This window comes from Acidimicrobiia bacterium, assembly GCA_016650365.1.
Taxonomy (GTDB): domain Bacteria; phylum Actinomycetota; class Acidimicrobiia; order Spongiisociales; family JAENVV01; genus JAENVV01.
In genome coordinates, this window is record JAENVV010000143.1 from 1 (window position 1) to 8,491 (window position 8,491).

The window sequence follows — 8,491 nt, forward strand, 5'->3', positions numbered from 1 at the left end:
ATGATCGAGCAGAACGCCCGCCAGGGACTCGAAGCCTCCCACCGCGGCTACGTGCTTGAACTTGGCAAGAACACCTATGAAGGCACCGGGCAGGAACTGATCGATGACCCGGAGGTCCGTCGCGCCTTTCTTGGTGGTCGGTGACCGCTACGCCGGCGAAACCTGACCCCGCCACCGCCGATCCGTACCGCTGGGTCATCCTCTTTACTGCCACCCTCACCCAGGCTGGTACCGCCTTCGTATTTCTCGGAGTCGGCGCCTTGGCAGGGTTCATTCAAGAGTCCTTCAACCTCACAGGCGCTCAGACCGGGCTCCTCGTCGCAGCAGTCGGGTCGGTACCCCTCGTGGCGTTGATCCCCATCGGTCGTGCTCTCGACCACGGGCGCGAGCGGTGGATCATCGCCGGTGGGGCGTTAGTGCTGGCGGGAGGGGCCGCCCTGGCATCGCTGAGCGAATCGTATCCCCTCATCCTTGCCATGCTGCTCCTGGGAGGCGCCGGCTATTCATCATCACAACCCGGAGGAAGCAAGGTGGTGGCCGGATGGTTCCCCGACTACCAGCGCGGGTTGGGAATGGGCATCCGACAAACCGGCCTGCCACTAGGAGGCGCACTGGCTGCTGCCGTACTCCCCGTTGTGGCTACCGCTTCAGGTTGGGAATCGGCCTTGCTGGTTGGAGCGGTGGTGGCAGGGGTCGGCGGTGTTCTATTCGCAGTGACGTACCGGCCGATGCCGTTTTCGACGCGAACGGCTCCGATCGGATTCGGAGCAGAAGTCCGGGGACTGATAAGGGTAAGGGCGATCCGCCTCGCCATGATGGCCGGGCTGGGGATGGTTGCCATCCAGTTCGTTCTGATCTCGTACTTGATGCTGTATCTTCGTGACGTCCACGGTATTCCTTTGGCACGCGGTTCGTGGATGCTGTTTGCAACTCAGGGGGCCGGCGTGCTCGGCCGGGTTGCGTTAGCCATCTGGAGTGACCGGCTGCACGATCGATTGAGGCCAGTGGCTGTCAGCGCGGCAGCAGCAGCCATAGGGACTGTTCTACTTGCGACCATCCAACCAGGAGCGCCATACGCCCTTTTGCTGGCACTATCAGCCGTGATGGGATTCTTCGCCTTCGGCTGGTACGGCCCGTGGGTGGTTTACGTCGCCGAGGCCGCCCCTGGTAGAGCGATCGGCACAACGCTCGCCCTGGCGATGACCGCCAACCAGGTGGCCATCGTGTTGGCTCCGCCGCTGTTTGGCCTCATCTATGACCTCACCTCGTCATATACGGTGCCCCTCATCGCCACCGCAGTGATGTTGGCAGGCGTTGCCGGCCGCACCTGGCATGGAAGTCGGCGGTTACCACCTGGTGCCTTCGGCGGGCCTCGCTACCCTTAAGTCACGTAGCGAAACGTCCGCTTCCCGTCGACGGTGATGGCGTAGCCCATGCTCGGAAAGGCAAAATGACCGCCCGCCAGTAGAGCATTCTCTCGCTCAGCCCTGTCGAGGATCATGCGTCGACTCTTGGTGGATTCAATCGGATCCAGATCGAACCCCGGGTACCAGCCGGGCTCGGAAAGCTGCACTGGCTTGTGAACCGTGTCGCCGAGGATGTAGGCGCGTTCTCCGCCACTGACAATTCCGAAGGACACATGCCCTGGCGTGTGTCCGGGAGTTGGTACGGCCGAGACTTCCCGGTTGGCGGCGTACTCGTCGCCGACCACATCCAGACGCTTTGCCTCGATCACAGGCGCCAGCACCCGATCGAATGCGGGGCGATTGGCCGGCTTATCGCCAGGGCTCAACCAATAGTCCAGTTCCTTCTTCTGAACGATGTAGCGAGCGTTCGGAAACGTAAGCTGCAAGTTGCCGTCGGGGCCGATGGTGTTCCACCCGGTGTGATCCCAATGGAGGTGGGTGAAGAGCACGAGATCTACCTCGTCCGTAGAGATTCCCGCTTCTTGCATGACCTCAAGCAACGAAGGAGGCTGCTGAAGGTCCGACGGATCGGCCAGTTCCCCGAGACCGGTATCGACAAGCATGATCTGGCCGTCGCTACGGATGATGAAGCTTCCATAATTCTGGATAAGCAACCCATCGGCAGTCAGCCAATGGAGATACGGTTCCCACGCATCTCGATCCACCCCGGCGAAGAACCCACCAGGCTGGCGGACAACCCACGAGTCCTGCAGCGCGATCAACTCGGCATCGCCCACCATGACCTTGTGAAAATTTCCCATGGTCACCCTCCCTGTGTGAAAAAGAGCCAGATCTCCGGCTCGAACCTCACACGCAGTGTACTGAAGACCGGGAAAACCGTCGGTTCGAGACCCCTGAGAGCGGACATTTATTGCTAAAATTGGGCCTTTACCATCAAGACGGTCCTTCGGATGGCCGAAGAACCATAGTGAACCCCGTTTCCATATTGGCCTCCGACGCAGGAACCTCGACCCCCGCGTTTGACGGGGTCTTCGCATCGATACCCGATGCATTGATCGCCACGGACACCGACGGCACCATCGTCAGAGCCAACAATTGCGCTGGACAGCTCCTCTCCTACCAACCCTCCGAGATGTGCGGTATGTCGATGGAGCAACTCATATCCGACCGGTTCCGCTCTACGTACAGTGCCCATCATCGCGACTTCATGATCGCAGGGAACGATACAGCTCCAGAATTGGAGATCAGTCTTCTTACTGCCAACGGAAACGACGTCGCGATCGACGCCACGGTAGGCCGATTCGAAGAGGCGGAAAGAACCTACGTCCTCATGGTGCTACGCGAGGTAACCGATCGGGTAGCCACCGAGGAGAGACTCGAAAGATTGCTGGTGCTAGACGCCATCGTGATGCGTACCATGAAGCATCTGAACGTGGCGACACTGAATGAGATCGACGGGCGGATTCAGCTGGCCTTGATCGACCTATCCGTCTTCGCCAAGGCCGACAGAGGCTACATCTTCGAAAAGTCAGAAGATGGGACGACCATGAGCAACACCTATGAGTGGTGCTCCGCCGGCACTGAATCACGTATTGACAGACTTCCGGAGTTCACAATCGGGGCTTTGCCTTGGATGGCCGGACAGATCGACGCGGGCAAAGTGGTCGAAATCCCCTCGGTCGACCAGCTTCCACCCGAGGCATTTGCTGAGCGAGACTTCTTTGGCCAAGCGGGGATTTCCTCGCTCATCAGCATACCCATGTTGGCTGGCGGGAATGTAGTCGGCTTCCTGGGATTCAACAGTCACAGCTCAGGCCACCTGGGGTGGTCAGCGGATACAGTCTCGACTTTGCTGGTCATCCAGGACTTCTTTACGAATGCCCTGCGGCGCAAGCGAATCGAAAAGGAGCTTCAACGGGCCCGCAGGATGGCCTGGGCAGTGACGAATTGCAACGATGCTCTCGTCCGCGCCACCGACGAGAGCACGCTGCTGAAGGATGTGTGCCAGATCGTCGTCGAAACGGGTGCCTACATGATGGCCTGGGTTGGCACGGCCCTGAACGATGAGGAGCGGTCTGTCCGGCCGATCGCCCAGTTTGGTGGTCAAAACGGCTACCTCGACGACTTGCACCTCACTTGGGCCAACACCACACGAGGCAATGGACCGGCCGGCACGGCGATCCGGAATCGGTCTCCGTTCGCCGTTCAGAATCTGGCGACGGACCCCAGGTTCGAATTCGCCCGAGATAGCGCCCTCAAGTCCGGATACGCATCGGCCATTTGCGTCCCCTTTGTGCTCAACGACGAGTCCGTGGGGGTCCTGGCTGTTTACGCAGGTGATGTGGCCGCCTTCGATGACCCCGAAATTGAGGTACTCCAGCGTTTTGCCGATGACCTCGCTTATGGAATCGATAATCTTCGCACCCGTGACCGTCGAGAACAAGTCGAAGAACGGCTACGAGAAACGCTGCGTACCAAAACCGAGTTCATCGCAACCATTGCCCACGAATTGCGTACGCCGCTCACCGCGGTCGTCGGCTTCGCCCAGATACTTACCGACCCAAATTCTCGCCTATCGGCATCCGAACGCTTGGAACTGGTAAAAACGATCGCTAACGAGGGGATCGACCTCACCAACATCATCGATGACCTGCTGGTTGCGGCCAAGGCCGAAGCAGGAACTCTGACGGTGAACCGCGTTGAGTTAGACCTCCGCGCCCAGGCTGCCCAGGTGCTCAACAGTCTCGGGCAACCAATGAAGGAGATCGATTTCACGGGCGAGTCGGTTCGAGTCAGCGGCGATCCTGCTCGAGTTCGACAGATCCTCCGCAATTTGGTCTCCAATGCGGTCCGTTACGGTGGCGATCAGATCCGCGTCTCGGTGAGTCGCCATGCATCGTTCGCGCAGGTGACCGTCATCGATAAGGGGTCCGGAGTACCCGACCAGGACCAAGAGGCGATCTTTGAGCCTTACCAGAGAGCCCACAACGCCCCCGGATTGACTGCGTCGATAGGCCTCGGGCTCACAATCTCCCGTCAACTCGCCCGACTGATGGATGGAGACGTGACCTATCGTCGTGTGGCTGACGAAAGTATCTTCACCCTCACACTCCCTCGAACCACTGTCTGAGGTACAGCCGGGTCACGCTCGGCGTAGGCACAGTGAATCCTTGCTGGTTCAATACACCTGTGTGACGAAGGTCTGTTCTTGGATCGGCGGGCGGACGTACGGGATCGATTCTCTACTCGGTAACTCGACCGGATCCGGTAGCAGTACTTGAGCACCGTCATACCGGATCCGACCAACATCCCTTCGAATTCGGGGCAACTGCGGAGGAACTCCTGGTGCTCTCACGTTCGGTCGGTTTGGGCAGGGCGACCAGTTTCACAATTCGCGGGCTGGTGCGCTCCATGATCCGTTTGATCACACCACCCTTGCCTGCTGAACCACGACCTTCGAAGGATGATCAGGACTTTCAAACCCTGGTCCTGGACCCAGTGCTACAGCTTGACCAGCTCCTCTTGAAGGCGGGCCAACTCTCGCTCGTAGTACTTCTTCTTGAGGTCGCCTGAACGCGTATAATGCTCTATCCCTGCGGGTACCGACGCCGGCGGAGGAACCGCATCATCGGCTCCGAGTGGGAGCGGAACGTTCGCACCCTTACTGCGATCTGACCCTGCCATGGCTGCTCCTCTCTTCAGTCAACCTACTTGATATCAACCGTGGACGGCTTGCACATTGGCACCCGACGCGCCACGGCAGTCATCCGCACCGGGGGGGCGGTCTATTCTCGCCCGATGGAGACCGCTTTCCAGATCATCGTTGTCGCTCTCGCCAATGTTCTCGGTGGAGCGGTGGCCATTCCCCAGGCAGCCAGGCTCGTCCGCCATCGGCGCGTCGCAGGTGTTTCGGCCTTCTGGGCGGGATCGAGCATTGGCATCAATGCCTGGTGGATCGCCTACGGGGTCGGGGCCGGCGATGGCAGCTGGGCAATCATTCCGGTCGGCGTAATCTCGACCATCTCCTACCTGCTCATCTCATCGAGCCTGGTCCGGTTTTCGAACCGTCCCCGATCTGCCGTGCTGGCGTCACTCGCACTGCCGGCTGCCATCGGGGCGGTTCTCCCGATTCCGGCGTTCTTGATCGGCGGATGGCCGGCGACCGGAGTGGCCTTGGGCAGTATCTACGGCCTGCAGCTTCTCCCGGCCGTCCTGGCGGTCTATCGAGCCCACGACCTGAGCGGCGTATCCGTTTCCACCTGGATAATGGCCTGGTCCGAAGCTCTGTTATGGGGGCTGTATGGCTTCGGCCCACGTGACGCTGGCATCTTGACCTTTGCCACAACAGGAATGGTGATGTCTTCGGCCGTGCTCGTTGGATTGTTCATCAAGCGGCCCGGTGCATGAGTCCATCAGACCGCCATCGGATGGGAGAGCCATTGGATCCGGTCTGGCCCTAAGGCATTCCGATCAAGGCAGGAATCGACGTCGCCACCCGACGTCACGTGCCAACATCGGTGAGATGCGACAGGCAGGCATGTGATCAGCGAGACCGACCGCCTTCGACGGGTCGAACGGATCTTCGTCCGATCAGGAGTCATCTGGCAGCTCGGTACGCAGGGTTACTGGCTGCTGTTCTTTGTTCGACTCGTCGTCGACCTTGATCTGGATCCCCTTCAGCTTGTCCTTCTCGGCACGGCCAAGGAGATCACCGTCCTCGCTTCGGAGATCCCTACCGGAGTAGTCGCCGACCTGTACAGCCGCAAATGGTCGGTCGTGATGGCCTTCCTCATCTCTGGAACGTCGGTCATCCTCGCGGGCGTCCTTGACAGTTTTCTCCTTTTGCTCATCAGTTCTGCGTTATGGGGATTCGGCCTGACGTTTCGCAGCGGAGCCGAAACCGCCTGGCTCACAGACGAGCTTGGCTCGGCAGAGGCAGCCGAGCCCATCGTGATCCGGCGAGCCAGGATTGAACTCATCGCAGTCGTGCTCGGGGCGGCCGCCGCTGCCGGACTGGCCATGGCATTCTCGCTGTCCTCGGCGCTCATCGTTCTGGGATCCGGTCTGGTACTCCAGGGCGCCAGCCTGGCGGTATCGATGCCCGAAACCGGTTTCAGACGGGTCAGAGAACGGCGAGCCAGACAGCTTCGTCAACTGCTGACGGAGGGTGCCACGGCGGTCCGGCGAGTCTCAGCTCTCCGCATTCTGTTCGCGGCAACGGTCATGGCAGGGTTCGGGAGCGAGGCGGTCGATCGCTTGTACGTCAGGCGCCTCGACGACCTGTCAGTGGTTGGGTGGACCGGGCGCGAGGTGGTGGTTGTCGGAGCAATCCTGGTCGCCCAGTCCATCGGGGCGGCCATCCTTCTGCGAATCTTCGGCCGCCGACTCCAGGGCACCGCCCTGGTTCCGGCTTTGGCCCTGCTACTCGCCGGGACCGCTGTCGGCGTAATCATTCTTGCTCAGGTGAACGTCCTGTACCTGGCCGCGCTCGGTCTGATCATCCAAGGAACGATGCGATCGATTTCCAAGCCGGTCGTCGTCGTGTGGACCAACGCATATGCCGCGAACAACACGAGAGCCACCGTCCATTCGTTCATCGGTCAAGCTCACTCACTCGGTGAGATCACCGGCGGAATCGTGCTGGGTCTGGTCGCCGCCCTTACCAACTTGAGTACCGCCCTAACCGGATCGGCCATCCTGTACTCACTAGCCGCCGCGACAGCCTGGCAAGCCCGACGGTCGCGACAGTCTGGCCCAGAACTTCCGGCTCCCGGGCCGGTCTAAGGCGAGGACAGGGTCGTCAAATACCGATATACGGCTTCGAGTTCGTCGGATGACAACTTTACGTTTGCCATGTCAAGCACGCCACCACCGATCGGACCACTAGGCGCCGACTTGGAAGAACCGATGATGTTCGGGCCGTCTTTGGTCCCCTGAGCATCAAAACCGTGGCACTTGGCGCACCCGCTGCCGCCACCCGTGACGGTAAAGATCTCCTTGCCGAGCGCTAGCACCTCATCGTTGCCTTCGTCCGGAGGCGTAGTCGTCGTGGTTCCGCCTGCGGTGCTGACGGTCGTGGAGGTGGTGGTCGACGCGACCCCCCACGTAGATGCGTGATCAATTCGGCTATTCGGTGGCGTACTCAGTGACAATCAGATACCGCGCCATGATGGCACGACCGTCACACGACCGGCCAGCCACTCGTCATTCTCATCCATGGCAAATGACGTTTCACTGATATCGAGGCCGAATCCTCGATCCCGAGGCGATCCACGCCGTGACAACGAGCACACGCGAGGCTGAACAGTTCCTCGCCGGTCAGGTCGGCATCCGCCAAGGGTTTCTGCCATTGAGGGTTGGCGACCGCATTCGGCTCGAGAGATCGAAGATAGGTCGAAACCGACTCAATCTGGGTGGACGTCAGCGGCTCCCCGTTGTCCGACGAATAGGCAACCATCTCGGTGGAGGGCGATCAAACTAGGGCCGATTCGGCCCGTCGGACCATACCACAGGGACCGATGATCACAGACTCGGGCTCATCGGCGGCGGCCGACCACTCTCGCGGAAAGCACCACTGCCCCGACGGTCCAGACCGCACTGACCGCGTATGAGACGCCAACGTCGGATACAAAACCAGTAGTGAGACCGTCGCGAATCAAATTGGTCATGTGCCAGAACGGGAGGACACGGTGAACAGCCGCCAGCCAATCGGGGAAGAGGTCAATCGGAATCACGATCGGCGAGAACATGAGGATCACGAAAATCAACAGGTTGGTCAGCAGGTTGACCATGCGGGGGTTGCGCATCCCCTGGCCGACCGCATAGCCGACGACTGTCGCCATTGAGGCAGAAAGCAGGACTGCCGGGATGATCCTCCAACTTGGATCGAGCTGGACGTCATAGACCAGGCTGCTCACAAAAAGCGCCACTACGGTACCCGGCAACGAGATGGCCGTGAACACCGTAAATGTGGCGCCGGCCGAAGCCGACCGCGGAACTGGTAGTGACCAGACATAGTCGTAGACATCCTCGATTCGCTGACCGGAGATCACGCCAGGGACCAG

The 8,491-nt window shown here is 60.3% G+C and carries 8 protein-coding genes and 1 pseudogene; 5 read left to right on the forward strand and 4 right to left on the reverse strand.

Going from position 1 to position 8,491, the window contains the following annotated elements; genetic code table 11:
• Positions 1–144 (forward strand): ABC transporter ATP-binding protein (locus tag JJE47_08555; protein ID MBK5267472.1); only part of this gene is annotated, 144 nt, incomplete at its 5' end.
• Positions 141–1,385, forward strand: a complete 1,245-nt coding sequence (locus JJE47_08560) for an MFS transporter (GenBank protein ID MBK5267473.1) — start codon at positions 141–143, stop codon at positions 1,383–1,385. The genes JJE47_08555 and JJE47_08560, both read left to right, overlap by 4 nt.
• Here the strand turns inward: JJE47_08560 and JJE47_08565 are convergent.
• Positions 1,382–2,227 carry an MBL fold metallo-hydrolase gene (locus JJE47_08565; GenBank protein MBK5267474.1) on the reverse strand — a complete coding sequence of 282 codons (846 nt, stop codon included), beginning with the start codon at positions 2,225–2,227 and terminating at the stop codon, positions 1,382–1,384. The genes JJE47_08560 and JJE47_08565 overlap by 4 nt on opposite strands.
• 167 nt (positions 2,228–2,394) lie before the next feature.
• Here JJE47_08565 and JJE47_08570 point away from each other — a divergent pair, with 167 nt between their 5' ends.
• A complete protein-coding gene (locus tag JJE47_08570) occupies positions 2,395–4,557 on the forward strand; it encodes a GAF domain-containing protein (protein MBK5267475.1) in 2,163 nt (720 codons plus the stop codon).
• Here JJE47_08570 and JJE47_08575 read toward each other — a convergent pair.
• A pseudogene (locus JJE47_08575) lies at positions 4,497–5,111 on the reverse strand (hypothetical protein). The gene JJE47_08570 and the pseudogene JJE47_08575 sit on opposite strands and share 61 nt — an antisense overlap.
• 114 nt (positions 5,112–5,225) lie before the next feature.
• On the opposite strand from JJE47_08575, the gene JJE47_08580 reads away from it, so the two are divergent.
• Both JJE47_08580 and JJE47_08585 read left to right on the forward strand, forming a co-directional pair.
• Positions 5,226–5,834 (forward strand): hypothetical protein, encoded by a 609-nt coding sequence (locus JJE47_08580; protein MBK5267476.1) that lies wholly within the window; start codon positions 5,226–5,228, stop codon positions 5,832–5,834.
• 132 nt (positions 5,835–5,966) lie between these two features.
• Complete coding sequence (locus tag JJE47_08585) at positions 5,967–7,211, forward strand: hypothetical protein (protein MBK5267477.1); 1,245 nt, start codon at positions 5,967–5,969, stop codon at positions 7,209–7,211.
• Here the strand turns inward: JJE47_08585 and JJE47_08590 are convergent.
• Positions 7,208–7,579, reverse strand: a complete 372-nt coding sequence (locus JJE47_08590; GenBank protein ID MBK5267478.1) for a c-type cytochrome — start codon at positions 7,577–7,579, stop codon at positions 7,208–7,210. The genes JJE47_08585 and JJE47_08590 overlap by 4 nt on opposite strands.
• A gap of 384 nt (positions 7,580–7,963) precedes the next feature.
• Positions 7,964–8,491 (reverse strand): ABC transporter permease (locus JJE47_08595; protein MBK5267479.1); only part of this gene is annotated, 528 nt, incomplete at its 5' end.

Bases quoted from the DNA above. Each gene is read 5' to 3' on its own strand.
- JJE47_08565 (MBK5267474.1), bottom strand. From the start codon at position 2,227: ATGGGAAATTTTCACAAGGTCATGGTGGGCGATGCCGAGTTGATCGCG.
- JJE47_08580 (MBK5267476.1), top strand. From the start codon at position 5,226: ATGGAGACCGCTTTCCAGATCATCGTTGTCGCTCTCGCCAATGTTCTC.